This is a genomic window from Bradyrhizobium sp. USDA3010 (assembly GCF_056429065.1).
This window is the reverse complement of record NZ_JBWJZD010000006.1, coordinates 277,804-291,695: the sequence shown is the minus strand read 5'-3', so window position 1 is coordinate 291,695 and position 13,892 is coordinate 277,804. Positions and strand designations below refer to the sequence as shown.

Below are 13,892 nucleotides of genomic sequence, written 5' to 3'. Positions count from 1 at the left end.
TTTCGTTGAGGCGCCCTGGGTAAGATGATAGTTTTCCGACCAACAAAGAGCTCTCGCAACAGGGAGCCACGACACATCGGCTGAAATCAGGGAGAGAGACGGAATGTCTGCAACACGACGACTGGCGGCATTTGCCGCTGCGCTGACGCTGATCGCCGCATCCAGCAGCGCTGCGCTTGCCCAGAAGAAATACGACACCGGCGCCAGCGACACCGAGATCAAGATCGGCAACATCATGCCCTACAGCGGCCCCGCATCGGCCTATGGCATCATCGGCCGCACCGAGGCCGCCTATTTCAAGAAGATCAACGACGCCGGCGGCATCAACGGCCGCAAGATCAACTTCATCTCCTATGATGACGCCTACTCGCCGCCGAAAGCCGTGGAGCAGGCCCGCAAGCTGGTCGAGAGCGACGAGGTGTTGCTGATCTTCAACTCGCTCGGCACGCCGTCGAACTCGGCGATCCAGAAATACATGAACTCCAAGAAGGTGCCGCAGCTGTTCGTCGCCACGGGCGCCACCAAGTGGAACGATCCGAAGGACTTCCCCTGGACCATGGGCTGGCAGCCCAACTACCAGAGCGAGACCCAGATCTACGCAAAGTACATCCTGAAGAACATGCCGAACGCCAAGATCGCGGTGCTCTACCAGAACGACGATTACGGCAAGGACTATCTGAAGGGCCTGAAGGACGGTCTCGGCCAGAAGGCCGCCAGCATGATCGTCGCCGAAGAGAGCTTCGAGACTTCCCAGCCGACCATCGATAGCAACATCGTCAAGCTGAAAGCCAGCAACGCCGACGTCTTCATCGACATCGCGACGCCGAAATTCGCGGCGCAGGCGATCAAGAAGGTCGCCGAGATCGGCTGGAAGCCGACCCACTTCCTCAACAACGTGTCGGCCTCGGTCGGCAGCGTGATCAAACCGGCCGGCTTCGAGAATGCGCAGGACATCATCTCGGCCGCCTACCTGAAGGACGCTTCCGACAAGCAATGGGACAATGATCCCGGCATGAAGGAATTCTACGCTTTCATGGCCAAGGACTTCCCCGAGGGCGACAAGCTCGACGGCGGCACCGTGGTCGGCTTCGGCGTGGCCCAGACCCTGGTTCAGGTGCTCAAGCAGTGCGGCGACAACCTCACGCGCGAGAACATCATGAAGCAGGCGGCGAACCTGAAGGACTTCCGCACCGAAGTGCTGCTGCCCGGCATCAAGATCAATACCGCCGCGAACGATTTCGCCCCGATCAGCCAGTTGCAGCTGATGAAGTTCAAGGGCGAGAAATGGGAACTGTTCGGCGACGTCATCAGCGCCGACGTCGGCGGCTGATTCCCTGCCGACAATCGACCGACAATGGCCCCCTGCGATACCGTCGCAGGGGGCTTTTCATTCACCATGGGCCGACCGGCCCGGGCGATGCCTGCTTACACTTTGCCCGGCAATGCGCTAGGAAAACCGGCAATAACCGCAGCGAACCCGTCGCCCTTGCGCGCCGGCAACAACAAGGAGTTTTCGGGAAATGCCGAAGCCGATCCGTCACCGTGTCGCAACCGCCCTGCTCGGCCTCGCCGTCGCCGCCATGACCGGCAATGCCGCGTGGGCGCAGAAGAAATACGACACCGGTGCGAGCGATACCGAGATCAAGATCGGCAACATCGTGCCCTATAGCGGCCCGGCGTCGGCCTATGGCGTGGTCGGCAAGGCGATGGCCGCGGTGTTCAAGAAGGTCAACGACGATGGCGGCATCAACGGCCGCAAGATCAATTTCATCTCCTATGACGACGCCTATTCGCCGCCGAAGGCGGTCGAGCAGGCGCGCAAGCTGGTCGAGAGCGACGAGGTGCTGTTCTTGTTCGGCACGCTCGGCACCGCCTCCAACACCGCGATCCAGAAATATCTGAACGCCAAGAAGGTGCCGCAGCTGTTCGTCGCCACCGGCGCGACCAAGTGGAACGACCCGAAGGCGTTCCCGTGGACCATGGGCTGGCTGCCCAGCTACCAGAGCGAGTCGCGGATCTACGCGAAATATCTGCTGAAGGAGAAGCCTGCCGCCAAGGTCGCGGTGCTCTACCAGAACGACGACATGGGCAAGGACTACCTGAAGGGCCTGGAAGACGGCTTCGCCAGCGATCCCGCGCGGATTGCCGCCAAGGAGAGCTACGAAGTCGCCGAACCCACCATCGATTCCCATGTGGTGCGGCTGAAATCCGCCAATCCCGACGTCATCATCTTCTTCACCACACCGAAATTCGGCGCCCAGGCGATCAAGAAGCTCGGCGAGATGAACTGGAAGCCGGTGACCATCGTCTCCAACGTCTCGGCCTCCACCGCGACGGTGATGCGTCCCGCCGGGCTCGACAATGCGCAGGGCGTGATCTCGGCGGCCTACGCCAAGGACGCCAGCGATCCGCAGTGGAAGGACGACGCCGGCATGAAGGCGTTCGACGAACTGCTCGCCAAATACATGCCCGACACCAACCGCGTCGATGCCTCAGCCATGACCGGCTACAACATGGCGACCACCATGGTCGAGGTGCTGCGCCGCTGCGGCGACGATCTCACCCGCGCCAACGTGATGAAACAGGCGGCGAGCCTGAAGCAGTTTGCGCAGGGCGGCCTGCTGCCCGGCGTGACGCTGTCGACAGGGCCATCCGACTTCCAGCCGATCGAGCAATTGCAGCTGATGCAGTTCAAGGGCGAGCGCTGGCAATTGTTCGGCGACGTCATCAGCGGCGAAGTCGCCGGAAACTGACCGCGTAACGAAAGCACAGCCATGACCGACCGTCGTCCCTTCCTGCGTTCGATCTTCGATGCCGCGGTGGCGGCTGCGCATCCCGATGTCGTGCTGGCATCGCGGCTGCGGCCGGCGCCGAAGGGACGCGTGATCTGCCTCGCCGCCGGCAAGGGCGCCGGCGCCATGGCCGCGGCGGCGGAACGGCACTATCTCGACACGCTCGGCCTCGAACCATCGCGACTGGTCGGCATCGCCACCACCCGGCACGGCCATGGCGTGCCGACCCGTCGCATCAAGGTGGTCGAGGCCGGCCACCCGGTTCCCGATGAGGCCGGCCTGCGCGCGGCCGACGATACGCTGCAGCTGGCGGCGGAAGCCACGCCCGACGATCTCCTGCTGGTGCTGCTGACCGGCGGCGGCTCGGCGAACTGGATCGCGCCCGTCGAAGGCGTGAGCTTCGCCCAGAAGCAGCAGGTCAACCGCGCGCTGCTGCGCTCCGGCGCGCCGATCGGCGAGATGAACATCGTCCGCAAGCATCTGTCGCGCATCAAAGGGGGGCGGCTGGCACGCGCCGGCCAGCACGCCGCCGAGATCGTCACGCTGGCGATTTCCGACGTGCCGCATGACGATCCCTCCGCGATCGCCTCGGGGCCGACGGTGCCGGACCCGACTACGCTCGCGGATGCCCGCGCGCTGGTCGCCAAATACAATCTCTCGGTCGACGACGCGGTCCGCCGCGCGCTCGACGATCCCCGGAACGAGAGCTGCAAGCCGGGCGATCCGGCCTTTGCGCGTGCGACGTTCGAGCTGCTGGCAAAGCCCAAGGCTTCGATTGACGCCGCGGTGAAGGTCGCGCAGGACGCCGGCTACGAGACCATCGCGCTCGGCGCCGATCTCGAAGGCGAAGCCCGCGACGTCGCGGCCGGACACGCCAGGCTCGCACTGAAGGCCCGCGGCGAGCGCAAGCGCGTCGCGATCATCTCCGGCGGCGAGCTTACCGTGACGGTGCGCGGCAACGGCCGCGGCGGCCCCAACCAGGAATACGCACTGGCGCTGGCGAACCTGCTCAAGGACACGCCCGACATCTCGGCACTCGCCGCCGACACCGACGGTGCCGATGGCGGCGCCGGCAGCGCGAGCGACCCTGCGGGTGCCGTGATCGACCAGGCGACATTCGCGAAGATGAAGACGATCGGCCTCGATCCGAGGGCCTATCTCGAGAACAACGACGCCACGGGCTTCTTCGCACAGACCGGCGATTTGTTGCTGACCGGGCCGACGCTGACCAATGTCAACGACGTGCGCGTGATTTTGGTGGATTGATCCACGCGTCATTGCGAGGAGCGTAGCGACGAAGCAATCCATTCTTCCCCGAGCAGAGGAATGGATTGCTTCGCTTCGCTAGCAATGACGGTGCCGCTGCCGTCGGCCTCAAAACTCCTGCGCGAGCTTGGCCAGCATCTCCAGCAGCGCGGCGTGGTTGGCCGGGCCGAGCACCTCGATCAGCCGCGCTTCGTGCTTGTTGGCGACCAGCTTCTTGGCGCGCGCCAGCACGGCGCGGCCCTTGTCGGTCAGGACCAGGATGTGGGAGCGGCGGTCGTTGGTCGAGCGCATCCGCGCGCAAAGGTCGCGGCTCTCCAGCGCGTCGAGCATGGCGACGAAATTCGGCCTGAGGATGCCGAGCGTGTTGGCGATCTCGGTCTGGTTGCGGCCCGGATTCTTGTCGAGCAGCAGCAGCACCGAGAACTGCGCCGGCGTCAGTTGCAGCGGCGCGACGCAGCGCAGGAAGTCCTCGAACACCTTGAGCTGCGCACGCTTCAGCGAATAGCCGAGCAGTCCGGACAGTTCGCCCAGTTGCAGCACGCTGTCGTCCCCGGCAGGATCGACCGGTTCCCTGCGCAGGGCACGCGACGAACGGACGGCATCGGAGGCGGTTTTGGAAACAGTCATCGCTCCAGGCTCGCAATCCCGGTACAAAACCCCCGCGGGACGCTCGGGGACCTTGAGGTTATATCTAATAATCGTTATACACCATATCAAATATCGATGGCTATCAACAGCCGATATCGGCCGACCCGACCGGCACAGCCGGCCGCGGCGGTCCGACGCTTGAGGGGGAGCGCTCGGCCTTGAACACAACGATCATGCTGTTCCTGCTGCAGGACGGCATCACCAATGGCGCGATCTACGCACTGCTCGGGTTGGCCCTGGTGCTGGTGTTCGCAGTGACGCGGGTGATCCTGATCCCGCAGGGCGAATTCGTCACCTACGGCGCGCTGAGCTACGCCATGCTGGCGACTGGCCAGGTGCCCGGCACCGTGCGCCTTGCGGTCGCGATGGGCCTTGTCGCGTTCGCGCTCGATCTGTTCTTCGCCCGCAAGGCGCTGCATGCCCGGCTGGTGATGCGCTCGGTCGCGCTCAACATTGCCTTCCCCGTCGCGCTGCTCGGCCTCGTCTATGCGCTGGTTGGTCCCCACACGCCGATCGCCGTCAACATTGCGCTGGCCCTCTTGATCGTGGCGGCGATCGGGCTGTTTCTCTATCGCATCGCCTTCCAGCCGATCGCGCATACCTCCGTGCTGGTGCTCCTGATCGCCTCGGTCGGCTGTCATCTGGCGCTGCAAGGGCTCGGCCTGGTGTTCTTCGGCGCCGAAGGCCTGCGCGCCCCGGCGCTGTCGAATGCCGCAGTGACCGCGGGTCCGTTGCGCTTCACCGGCCAGAGCCTCGCCGTCTACGGCCTGACGGTCGGCTTCATCGTGGGGCTATGGCTGTTCTTCGGCTACACCAAGACCGGCAAGGCGCTGCGCGCCACCGCGGTCAATCGCCTCGGCGCCCGCCTGGTCGGCATCCGCACCACGCTGTCGGGCCAGATCGCATTCCTGCTCGCCTCCGTGATCGGCGCGATTTCCGGCATCCTGATCGTGCCTATCACGACGCTCTATTACGACACCGGCTTCCTGATCGGCCTGAAGGGTTTTATCGCCGCCATCATCGGCGGCCTGGTCAGCTATCCCCTGACCGCGGTCGCGGCCATCGTGGTCGGCATCGTCGAGGCCTTCTCGTCGTTCTACGCGAGTAATTTCAAGGAAGTCATCGTGTTCACGCTGATCCTTCCCGTCCTGGTGCTGCGCTCGCTCGCAGCGCCCCAGGTCGAGGAAGAGAAGGACTGAGCGCGATGACACAGCGGCTCCCTCTCATCATCTTCGCGCTCGTGATGGCGGTGATCCCGCTTCTCCCGGGCATCCCGCCGTTCTGGATCGTGCTGCTCGACAATATCGGCCTCGCCGCGCTGGTCGCGATGGGGCTGGTGCTGCTCACCGGCGTCGGCGGCCTCACCTCGTTCGGACAGGCCGCGTTCTGCGGCTTCGGCGCCTACACCACGGCGGTGTTGACCACCGCCTACGGCGTCTCGCCGTGGCTGACGCTGCCGGCTTCGCTCGTGGTCAGCGGCATTGCCGCGGTGCTGCTCGGCATCGTCACGGTGCGGCTGTCAGGCCACTATCTGCCGCTCGGCACCATCGCCTGGGGCATCGGCCTGTTCTACCTGTTCAGCAAGCTCGAGTTCCTCGGCCGCAACGACGGCATCTCGGGCATTCCGCCGCTCTCGATCGGCGCGTTCAAGATGCTGAGCCCGGATACGATCTATTACGCGATCTGGGTCGCGGTGCTGCTCTCCGCGCTCCTGACCATGAACCTGCTGGATTCCCGCACCGGGCGCGCCATCCGCGCGTTGCGGCGCGGCCATATCGCGGCCGAGGCGTTCGGCGTGCAGACACCGCGCGCCAAGCTGCTGGTGTTCATCTATGCGGCGGTGCTGGCCGGCCTGTCCGGCTGGCTCTATGCGCATTTCCAGCGCGCGGCCAACCCGACGCCGTTCGGCGCGCAGGCCGGCATCGAGTATCTGTTCATCGCCGTCGTCGGCGGCGCCGGTTACGTCTGGGGCGGCGTGCTCGGCGCCGGCATCGTCGTGATCCTGAAAGAGGTGCTGCAGAGCTACCTGCCCTACATCTTCGGCGGCCAGAGCCAGCTCGAGACCATCGTGTTCGGCATCATGCTGGTGCTGCTGTTGCAGCTTGCACCGCAGGGCGTCTGGCCCTGGCTGATGTCGCACCTGCCGTTCAAGCCGACCCGCAAGACGCCGGACACATCCGTGAAGCTGGAACACCGTGAGCGGGCGGCGGGAACGTCTCCGGTCCTGCTGCACATCGACAAGGCGCGCAAGCAGTTCGGCGGCGTGCTCGCGGTGAACGACGTCTCGTTCGACGTCAACGCCCGCGAGATCGTCGCGCTGATCGGCCCGAACGGCGCCGGCAAGAGCACGACCTTCAACCTGATCACCGGCGTCCTGGCCGCGACCAGCGGCAAGATCGCCGTGCTCGGCAACGAGGTCGCGAACGCCCCGCCGCAGGAGGTGGTCAAGCTCGGCGTCGCCCGCACCTTCCAGCACGTCAAGCTGGTGCCCGACATGACGGTGCTGGAGAACGTCGCGATCGGCGCGCATCTGCGCGGCAATTCCGGCGCGATCTCCAGCATGCTGCGGCTCGACCGCACTGATGAGGCGAAACTGCTGGCGGAAGCCGCGCGTCAGATCGAACGCGTCGGCCTGTCCGACCAGATCGACCAGCTCGCGGGCTCGCTGTCGCTCGGCCAGCAACGCATCGTCGAGATTGCGCGCGCGCTGTGCGTCGATCCGATGTTGTTGCTGCTCGATGAACCGGCCGCCGGGCTGCGCCACATGGAGAAGCGGCGGCTGGCCGCGCTGCTCCGGCAATTGCGCGACGGCGGCATGTCGGTGCTGCTGGTCGAGCACGACATGGGGTTCGTGATGGATCTCGCCGACCGCATCGTGGTGCTGGATTTCGGAACCAAGATCGCCGAGGGCACGCCGGCCGCGATCAAGCGCAACCCCGACGTGATCAAGGCCTATCTCGGAGCCGCCGCATGAGTGCGCTGCTGACGGTTGCCGACGTCCACATCGCCTACGGCAAGGTCGAGGCCGTGCGCGGCGTCTCGCTCGACGTCGCCGACAACGAGATCGTCACCATCATCGGCGCCAACGGCGCCGGCAAGACCACACTGCTCAACGCCATCATGGGCGTGCTGCCGCTGCGCGGCCGCACCACCTTCGCCGGCGTCGACATGGCGCCGCTCGATATCGAGGACCGCGTCGCAACGGGCCTGAGCCTGGTGCCCGAGCATCGCGAATTGTTCGGCACCATGAATGTCGAGGACAATCTCGAGCTCGGCGCCTTCCGGATCGCGAAGGCAACCGCGGCCCGCTCGCTGGAGCGGGTCTACACGTTGTTTCCACGGCTCAAGGAGCGCCGCAAGCAGCTCGCCGGCACGCTGTCCGGCGGCGAGCAGCAGATGCTGGCGATGGGCCGCGCGCTGATGGGCGCGCCGAAATTGCTGATGCTGGACGAGCCGAGCCTCGGCCTCGCCCCGATCATCGTCGCCGACATCTTCCGCATCGTCGGCGAGCTCCGCGCAGCCGGCGTCTCGGTGCTGCTGGTCGAGCAGAACGCCCAGGCCGCGCTGCGGATCGCCGACCGCGCCTATGTGATGGAGCTCGGCGAGTTCGTGCTTAGCGGCTCCGCGAAGGAGATCGCCGCCAACAAGGGCGTCGCCGCGAGCTATCTCGGCTTCCAGCACGAAGGCGAGACCGCGATCTAACGCCACCGCCCCGCTCATGAAAAAGCCGGCCCTTTATCCGGGCCGGCTGCTTCGTTTCCGCGGATCGCGACCAGCTCACATCGCCGGGATGTATTTGCCGTCCTTGACGGTCAGCAGGATGCGCGAACGGTCGTCGAGGCCGTAGCGATCCTTTTCGGTCCAGTTGTAGACGCCCTGGCTCGCGACGATCTCCTTCTCGGAGATGAAGGCCTGGCGGATCGCCTCGCGGAATTCCGGCGTGCCCGGCTTGGCGGTCTTCAGCGCCGTCGGGATGATGCGCTTCAGCACCTCGAAGGCGTCGTAGGAATGGCCGGCGAACTGGCTGCGGCTGTTGGCGCCGTACTTGGCTTCATAGGCCGCGTTCAGCGTCAGGCCCGGCTTCTTGGTCAGCGCGCTGTCGGCTTGGGTTTCCGGCGACATGATCGGGCCGGCCGACATAATGACGCCTTCCGCGGACGCGCCCGCGATGCGGATGAAGTCCATCGTGGCCGCACCGTGGGTCTGGTAGATCAGGCCCTTGTAGCCGCGCTCGCGCAGCGCGGTCTGCGGCAGCGCCGCGGCGGTGCCGGAGGCGCCGACCAGGATGGCGTCGGGATTGGCGGCGACGAGCTTCAGCACCTGGCCCGCGACCGACGTATCCGGACGCGCGAAGCGCTCCTCATCGGTCATGGTCAGGCCCATCGGCACGGCCTGGGCCTTGAAGTCGTTGACCCAGAGATCGCCGTAGGAATCCGAATAACCGATGTAGCCGACGGTCTTGATGTTGTGCGCCTTCATGTGCGCGTAGAGCACCTTGCCCATGATCGGAATCGACTGCGGCAGGTCGACCGACCATTTTGCGCGGGCGTCATTGATCGGGAACGGCGCGAGACCGAGATGCGGAATGCCGGCCTCGTTGGCGACCGTCGATACCGCGATCGTCGTCGGCGTGATGCAGGAGCCCATGATGATGTCGGCCTTGGACTCGGTGACGAAGCGCCGCGTATTGGTGGTCGCAGCCGTCGGATCGCCGGCGTCGTCGAGCACGATCAGCTTCAGCGGCACGCCGCCGATCTCCTTCGGCACAAAATCGAGCGCGTTGCGTTCGGGAATACCGAGCGCGGCGGCGGGGCCGGTGGTCGAGATCGAGATGCCGATGGTGATTTCATTGGTCTGCGCCAGTGCGGACGCGCCCGGCAGCGCGATGACTGCTGTGAGCACTGCTGCGGCGAGAGTGGCCTTCCTCATTCGTTCCTCCCTGCGGATATGTTTTTTGGGTTTAAACCAGTTTTGCGGGCCAATTCAGCCCCTTCTTTAGGTCATGAGGGGCCGCAAGTCAGCCCTGAACAAGTCAGCCCTTCAGGAAGCGGTCGATGATCTCCTGCGGAAATGGCGCAGATTTCAGCCTGGCGGGATCGTCCGGGTGGCGGCCGACCAGCACCCTCGTCTCGAACGCCTCGATAGCAAGCTGCTCGCCCTTGAACACGCGGTGCACCACCTCGAAGCTCGAGCGCTTGATGCTCTCGATCCGGCTCTCGATGGTGATCCAGTCGCCATGGGTCGACGGGATGTGGAATTTCGCCCGCGTGTCGACCATGGGAATGCCGATCAGCCCGTATTTGTGGACGAGGTCCTGTTTCGAGCAACCGGCCGCTTCGAACATGATCGAGGTCGAGTCGTCGAACATCGCGAAGTATCGCGGGTAGTAGACGATGTTGGCGGGGTCGCAATCGCCCCACTGGATCTGCACGTCGCGCCGGTTGACGAACATGGTTTATCCAACCCCGATAGCGCGGCAACCGCGGTGAACTCCCTCTCCCATGGGGAGAGGGCTGGGGTGAGGGGGTACGGTCTTCGTTGTTGATCGTAACCCCTCACCCGGATCGCTGCGCGATCCGACCTCTCCCAATGGGAGAGGTGGAAGAAAGCTCGTCGGATGCTCCTGATTCATACTCATGACCATAGTCAGCGTGGCGCCATCCGGAGCGCGGCATCGAGCCGCACCACTTCGCCGTTCAGATAGGGATTGTCGATCATGTGCAGCGCCAGCGAGGCGAACTCGTCGGCCTGGCCCAGCCGGCGCGGGAACGGGATCGCGGCAGCGAGCGAGTCCTGCGCCTCCTGCGGCAGGCCGGCCAGCAAGGGCGTCATGAACAGGCCGGGCGCGATGGTCAGCACACGGATGCCGAATTGCGCGAGCTCGCGCGCGATCGGCAAGGTCATCGCGACGATGCCGCCCTTGGAAGCCGAATAGGCCGCCTGCCCGATCTGGCCGTCATAGGCCGCGACCGAAGCCGTCGAGATCACGACACCGCGCTCGCCGGTCGCGAGCGGCTCGAGCTTCGCCATCTCTGATGTCGCAAGCCGCAGCATGTTGAAGGAGCCGATCAGATTGACCTTGATCACTTTGTCGAAGTCGGCGAGCGCCATCGGCCCTTCGCGGCCGATCACGCGCTTGGCCACCCCGATGCCGGCGCAGTTGACCAGCACGCGCGCCGGACCGTGCGCCTTGGCCGCGGCAGCGACCGCGGCTTCGGCAGCGGCTGCATCGGCCACGTCGCAGACCACCGCAATGCCGCCGATCTCGGCGGCGACGGTCTCGGCGAGCGTGGCGTTGAGGTCGCAGACCGCGACCTTGGCGCCCTGCGCGGCCAGACGGCGTGCGGTCGCCGCGCCCAATCCCGATGCGCCGCCGGTGACGATGGCGGCCTGATCCTTCAACTGCATGGCATTCTCTCCTTGAATGGTCAGACGAGTTTGATCACCGATGCCGGCGGCACCGGCGCATAGAGCGCTTCGATGATGTCAGTGCGATGCTCCAGCACCGCGCGCTGGTTGATCGAGCCCTTGTCGGTGACCTCGCCGCGATCGATCGACAGCGGCGTGTCGAGCAGGATCGCCCGCGCGATCCGGTTCGACGAACCGGTCGCGCTCGCAAGGACCCGCGCGAAACGTTCCCGGAAGGCAGCGCGCACCAGCGGGTCGTCGGCCGCGGCCGCGATGTCGCCAGAGGCAAGCTGTGGATTGATCAGGCGACAGCCATCGAGATCGAGGATCACGATCGCCGCCAGCTCGTCGCGGTTGAGCCCAGCGATCACGACGTCGCGCACCAGCGGCGCGCAGGTGCCGACGAAGCGCGCCCGCAACGGACCGACGCTGACCCAGGTGCCGCTCGCGAGCTTGAAATCCTCGGCGATGCGGCCATCGAAATCGAACCCGGCAGCGAGATCACCGGCGTTGGCGGGCTTCAGCGCATCGCCGAACTTGTAGAAGCCCTCCTCGTCGAATGCCTTGGCGGTCAGCTCGGGCTGCCGCCAGTAGCCGGGCGTCACGTTCGGCCCCTTGGCCCGCACCTCGAGCTTGCCGTTGTTGGGCACCAGCTTCGCGTCATTGCCCGACACCGGAAGCCCGACATGGCCGGAACGGCTGGTATCGGGCCGCACCGACATGAAGAACGGCGAGGTCTCGGTGGCGCCGAGCCCGGTCAGCATCGGCACGCGATAGCCCGTCTCCTGCACCGCGAGCGCATCGAGGCTGTTCCAGATGAACGGCGACAGCGCGGCGCCCGAGAAGAACATCGCATGCAGCCGCTCGAAGAATTTCGCCCGCAGACCTGCATCGTCGCGCAGATAGGGCAGCAGCGATTCATAGCCCTTGGGCACGTTGAAATAGACCGTCGGCGAGATCTCGCGCAGGTTGCGCACGGTCTCCTCGATGCCGCCGGGCATCGGCTTGCCCTCATCGAGATACATCGAGCCGCCGTTGAAGAGCGTCAGCCCGACATTGTGGTTGCCGCCGAACGTGTGATTCCACGGCAGCCAGTCGACGATCACAGGCGGCTCATCCTTCAGGAACGCCAATGTCTCGCGCAGCATCACCTGGTTGGCGCAGATCATGCGCTGGGTGTTGATGACGGCCTTGGGATTGCCGGTCGAGCCTGACGTCAGCAGGAATTTCGCGATCGTATCCTGACCGATCGCGGCGTGGGTCGCGTCGAGCCGCGGATCCTCCGGCGTTGCCATCAGATCGGCGAGCCGCGTCACCTCGCGGCTGGGTACGGCGCCGCGGCTCGCGGCGATCTCGACATCGGGTCCGACATTGGCGCGCAGGGCGTCGGTAAATTTGTCGCCGTCATCGACGAAGACGAGGCCCGGCGTCAGCAGCTTGATGACGAAGCTGAGCTTGCCGTAGTCGCGCGACACCAGCGAGTAGGCCGGCGACACCGGACAGAACGGAATGCCGGCATAGAGCGCACCGAGCGCGATCCGTGCGTGATCGATCGAATTGCCGGACAGGATCGCGATCGGCCGCTCGGCCGACAGCCCGCGCGCGATCAGTGCGGACGCGATGCGTCGGGTCGTCACCAGCAATTGCGCGTAGGTGATCTGGCGCCAGCCGCCGCCGGCTGCGCGCTCGGCCATGAACACCCGGTTCGGCTCGGCGCTTGCCCAGTGATGCAGGCGGTCGGTGAGGCGAACGGGATAATCGGCGAGACTGACTTTCGGCCGAAGATAGATCGTGCCGTCGGCGCGGCGCTCGACGGTGACATCGGGATTGCCGAACGAGATCGGCCGCAGCGGATGCGCACTCGCAGTGGACGCAGACGCAGATATATCAGCCTTGGCGCTCATGTCGGCTTCACCTTGGCAGTCTTGCGATCCAGGAAGGCACGGATGCGCTTCTTGGCCTCCTTGTCGCTCTGCGCCACCGTCGCCATCAGCGATTCCATCAAGAGGCCGGTCTGCGGATTGGCCTCGGCGATCATCGGCAGCGCCTGCAACACGGCAAAGTTGGTCAGCGGCGCATTGGCGGCAACGCGCTCCGCAAGCTCCAGCGCTTTCGGCAGCGCGCCGTCGGCCTCGGTGAGATATTGCGAGAAGCCGTAGGCGGCGCCCTCGGTCGCCGAATAGACCCGGCCGGTCAGCATCATGTCCGCCATTCTGGGCACGCCGATCAGGCGCGGCAGTCGCACCGATCCGCCGCCGCCGACGAAAATGCCGCGCTGGCCCTCGGGCAGCGCGAAATAGGCCGACGGCTCGGCGACCCGGATATGCGCGGCGCAGGCAAGCTCCAGCCCGCCGCCGATCACGGCGCCCTTCAGCGCTGCGATGACCGGCACGCGGCAATACTGGATGCGGTCGAACACGCGGTGCCACATCTGGGAATGCACCAGCCCCTCGGTGGCGTCGCGTTCGGTCAGTTCGGAGAGATCGAGGCCGGATGAGAAGTGATCGCCGACACCATGGATGACGACGGCGCCGACTGCGTCGGGAATCGCGGAAAAGCAGTCCCGCAGCGCAAGGATGATGCCGTCGTTCAGCGCGTTGCGCTTGGCGGGCCGGTTGAGCCCGACGGTCAGCACCGCCCCTCGCGTCTCGATCCTGAGCAGCGAGGCATCACCCGCGTCGGCAGCGTTTCCCATGGCGTTATTGGTTCCTGGTTAGAATAGTTATGTTTTATAACTATCATCGCAGGAGTCAAGACGCGCGTGGCGGCGCGGGACTT

12 protein-coding genes are annotated in these 13,892 nt (G+C 65.4%); 6 read left to right on the top strand and 6 right to left on the bottom strand.

Going from position 1 to position 13,892, the window contains the following annotated elements; translation table 11 throughout:
- The first annotated feature begins 103 nt into the window (after window positions 1-103).
- From AC066Y_RS13035 to AC066Y_RS13025, 3 genes are all read left to right on the top strand, one after another.
- On the top strand, window positions 104-1,330 hold the full coding sequence (locus AC066Y_RS13035; protein ID WP_478274211.1) for an ABC transporter substrate-binding protein: 1,227 nt from the start codon (window positions 104-106) through the stop codon (window positions 1,328-1,330).
- 190 nt (window positions 1,331-1,520) lie between these two features.
- Window positions 1,521-2,753, top strand: coding sequence for an ABC transporter substrate-binding protein (locus AC066Y_RS13030; RefSeq protein ID WP_478274210.1), 1,233 nt, complete (start codon window positions 1,521-1,523; stop codon window positions 2,751-2,753).
- Between the two features lie 21 nt (window positions 2,754-2,774).
- Window positions 2,775-4,058, top strand: coding sequence for a glycerate kinase type-2 family protein (locus AC066Y_RS13025; protein ID WP_478274209.1), 1,284 nt, complete (start codon window positions 2,775-2,777; stop codon window positions 4,056-4,058).
- Between the two features lie 108 nt (window positions 4,059-4,166).
- Here the strand turns inward: AC066Y_RS13025 and AC066Y_RS13020 are convergent, their stop codons facing one another.
- Window positions 4,167-4,685 carry a MarR family winged helix-turn-helix transcriptional regulator gene (locus AC066Y_RS13020; RefSeq protein ID WP_478274208.1) on the bottom strand — a complete coding sequence of 173 codons (519 nt, stop codon included), beginning with the start codon at window positions 4,683-4,685 and terminating at the stop codon, window positions 4,167-4,169.
- A 179-nt stretch (window positions 4,686-4,864) separates the two neighbouring features.
- Here AC066Y_RS13020 and AC066Y_RS13015 point away from each other — a divergent pair, with 179 nt between their 5' ends.
- The 3 genes from AC066Y_RS13015 to AC066Y_RS13005 are packed head-to-tail and all read left to right on the top strand — an operon-like array spanning window position 4,865 to window position 8,408.
- A complete protein-coding gene (locus AC066Y_RS13015) occupies window positions 4,865-5,905 on the top strand; it encodes a branched-chain amino acid ABC transporter permease (RefSeq protein ID WP_478274207.1) in 1,041 nt (346 codons plus the stop codon).
- Window positions 5,906-5,910: 5 nt separating this feature from the next.
- The gene (locus tag AC066Y_RS13010; protein ID WP_478274206.1) at window positions 5,911-7,680 is read left to right on the top strand and encodes a branched-chain amino acid ABC transporter ATP-binding protein/permease; all 1,770 of its coding nucleotides are present in this window, start codon (window positions 5,911-5,913) and stop codon (window positions 7,678-7,680) included.
- On the top strand, window positions 7,677-8,408 hold the full coding sequence (locus AC066Y_RS13005) for an ABC transporter ATP-binding protein (RefSeq protein WP_478274205.1): 732 nt from the start codon (window positions 7,677-7,679) through the stop codon (window positions 8,406-8,408). Before AC066Y_RS13010 ends, AC066Y_RS13005 begins: the two co-directional genes overlap by 4 nt.
- A 75-nt stretch (window positions 8,409-8,483) precedes the next feature.
- Here the strand turns inward: AC066Y_RS13005 and AC066Y_RS13000 are convergent, their stop codons facing one another.
- The 5 genes from AC066Y_RS13000 to AC066Y_RS12980 all read right to left on the bottom strand — a co-directional run bounded on the left by AC066Y_RS13000 (window position 8,484) and on the right by AC066Y_RS12980 (window position 13,809).
- Complete coding sequence (locus tag AC066Y_RS13000; protein ID WP_478274204.1) at window positions 8,484-9,635, bottom strand: ABC transporter substrate-binding protein; 1,152 nt, start codon at window positions 9,633-9,635, stop codon at window positions 8,484-8,486.
- A 103-nt stretch (window positions 9,636-9,738) separates the two neighbouring features.
- Window positions 9,739-10,158 (bottom strand): acyl-CoA thioesterase, encoded by a 420-nt coding sequence (locus AC066Y_RS12995; RefSeq protein ID WP_478274203.1) that lies wholly within the window; start codon window positions 10,156-10,158, stop codon window positions 9,739-9,741.
- Window positions 10,159-10,352: 194 nt separating this feature from the next.
- Complete coding sequence (locus AC066Y_RS12990; RefSeq protein WP_478274202.1) at window positions 10,353-11,114, bottom strand: SDR family NAD(P)-dependent oxidoreductase; 762 nt, start codon at window positions 11,112-11,114, stop codon at window positions 10,353-10,355.
- A 20-nt stretch (window positions 11,115-11,134) separates the two neighbouring features.
- A complete protein-coding gene (locus AC066Y_RS12985; RefSeq protein ID WP_478274201.1) occupies window positions 11,135-13,018 on the bottom strand; it encodes a feruloyl-CoA synthase in 1,884 nt (627 codons plus the stop codon).
- Window positions 13,015-13,809 (bottom strand): crotonase/enoyl-CoA hydratase family protein, encoded by a 795-nt coding sequence (locus tag AC066Y_RS12980; RefSeq protein ID WP_092119504.1) that lies wholly within the window; start codon window positions 13,807-13,809, stop codon window positions 13,015-13,017. Before AC066Y_RS12980 ends, AC066Y_RS12985 begins: the two co-directional genes overlap by 4 nt.
- Between the last annotated feature and the right edge of the window lie 83 nt (window positions 13,810-13,892).